The 2,539-nt window shown below is 65.9% G+C and carries 1 protein-coding gene; it reads left to right on the forward strand.

Going from position 1 to position 2,539, the window contains the following annotated elements:
• Positions 1 to 110 precede the first annotated feature (110 nt).
• Positions 111 to 2,539, forward strand: a 2,429-nt coding sequence (locus tag KBA32_RS17030; RefSeq protein ID WP_294361495.1) for a PocR ligand-binding domain-containing protein, incomplete at its 3' end; no start/stop codon positions are given.

Here is a 2,539-nt window from a genome sequence, read left to right on the forward strand (position 1 = left end):
TTACCGCCTGGACTGGCGGCGACCGTTTCACTTGTGCGCGTAGCGCTTTCGCTGCTGGCGTATGATCGGGAACAGCAGGTTATTGCGCGACCAACGTCGAGAGGCCAGGCATGGAGTCCATTCGTCGGATCACCTATTCGGAGCTCGTCGATATCCCGAAGCTGCAGACCCTGATGGACAGCTTCTATCAGGTGATCGGCGTCGCCAACGCGGTGCTCGACGTCGACGGCACCATCCTCGCCGGCGCCGGCTGGCAGTTCGCCTGCACCGGTTTTCACCGCGTCAATCCCGATACCTGCCGGCGTTGCCTGCAGAGCGACACGTCGCTCGTCGAGAGCATGACGCAGGGGACGCCCTACGCCGTCTATCGCTGTCTCAACGGGCTGGTCGACGCGGCAGCGCCGATCATGGTCGATGGCATGCACGTCGCCAACCTGTTCACCGGGCAGTTCCTCGCCGAGCCGCCCGACATGGACTTCTTCCGCGGGCAGGCGCAGCAGTTCGGCTTCGACGAAACGCGCTACCTCGACGCCATCGCCTGCGTGCCGGTGCTCGACCAGCAGCGCGTCGAGTCGATCACGCGGCTCTACGCGCAGCTCGCCGGCGTGCTCGCCGACAACGGCCTTGACCGGCTAAAGCAGAAGCAGGCCGTGGCCGAACTGGCGAGCCTGAATGCCAGCCTCGAACAGAAGGTGGAGGAGCGGACCCAGGCGCTGCGCGAGAGCGAATCGCGCGTGCAGCGCAAGCTCAACGCCATCCTCTCGCCTGAAGGCGACGTCGAGCTGCTGCAGCTGAAGGACATCATCGACGCGCCGGTGATCCAGGCGATGATGGACGACTTCTACAAGGTCACCGGCATCCTCAGCGCCATTCTCGACACCGAGGGCGAGGTACTGATCGCCGTCGGCTGGCAGGACATCTGCACGAAATTCCATCGTGTCAATCCGCAGATGTGCGCCAACTGCCGCGAAAGCGATACGCAGCTCTCGCGTGGTGTAGAACCGGGAACGTTCAAGTTCTACCGCTGCAAGAACAATCTGTGGGACGTGGTGACGCCGCTGATGCTCGGCGACCGGAACGTCGGCAATCTGTTCTCCGGACAGTTCTTCTTCGACGACGACGTCGTCGACCCGGAGGTCTTCCGCGCCCAGGCACGGAAGAACGGCCTCGACGAAGCGGCGTACATGGCGGCGCTCGAACGCGTGCCGCGCTACAGCCGCGAGCGCATCAACGCGGCGATGTCCTTCTTCAAGCAGCTGGCGCAGACGATCTCGCAGCTGAGCTACAGCGGCATCAAGATGGCGCGCCTGACCCGCGACATCAGCCGCCTCAACGCCGACCTGGAAGCGCGCGTGCGCGAGCGCACCGCCGACCTCGAAGCCGCCAACGAATCGTTGACGCTGGCCAAACAGCAGGCGGAATCGGCCAACCAGGCGAAGAGCGCCTTCCTCTCGAACATGAGCCACGAGATCCGGACGCCGATGAACGCGGTGATCGGCATGACGCAGCTCGTGCTCGACACCGAGCTCGACGACCGCCAGCGCGACTACATGAACAAGGCGCTGCGTTCCTCGCGCGCGCTGCTCGGCATCCTCAACGACATCCTCGACTACTCGAAGATCGAGGCCGGCTGCATCGACATCGAGCACATCGACTTCTCGCTCGACGACGTGCTGCGCAACATGAGCGACCTCTTCTCCATCACCGTCGGCGAAAAGGGGCTCGAACTCTTCCTCGACATCGCACCGGACGTCCCCGACCGGCTGCGCGGCGACCCGCTGCGCTTCGCCCAGGTCATCAGCAACCTCGTCGGCAACGCGATCAAGTTCACCGAGCGCGGAGAGATCCACGTGCGCATTGAGGTTGCAACCTCGGCGCTGGACCCGTCACCCGACGCCATCACCCTGCGCGTCGCCGTGCGCGACACCGGCATCGGCCTGTCGCCGGAGCAGGCCGCGCGCCTGTTCCAGCCGTTCGGCCAGGTGGACGCCAGCGTCACGCGGCGCTTCGGCGGCACCGGCCTCGGGCTGACGATCAGCCGCCAGCTCGTCGAACTGATGGGCGGCCGCATCACCGTCTCCAGCGAGCCCGGCCACGGCAGCACCTTCGCCTTCACCGTCCGCCTCGGCCTGGCCTCCGGCGAGGCGACGGATGCGCGCACCCCGGCACGGCCGCCGGCGCTGAACCTCAAGCGCGCGCTCGTCATCGACGACCAACCGACCTCGCTCGCCATCCTGAGCGACCTGCTCGAACGCTGGCACTTCGCCGTCACCGGCGCGCAATCCGGCGAAGAGGGCTTGCGCCTCTTCCATGACGCCCGCGAACGCAACGAGCCTTTCGATCTGTTGCTGCTCGACTGGAAAATGCCGGGCATGAGCGGCATCGACGTCGCCCGGCGCGTCGATGAAGACATGCGCCAAGGCACGCTGAAGCGGCCGCCGACCATCGTCATGGTCACCGCCTACGGCCGCGACGAGCTGATCAAAGCCCTGGGCGGCCTGCCGATCGCCAGCATTCTGGCCAAGCCGGTGACGCCGTC

It is taken from the genome of Propionivibrio sp., from assembly GCF_017995515.1.
Lineage (GTDB): Bacteria > Pseudomonadota > Gammaproteobacteria > Burkholderiales > Rhodocyclaceae > Propionivibrio.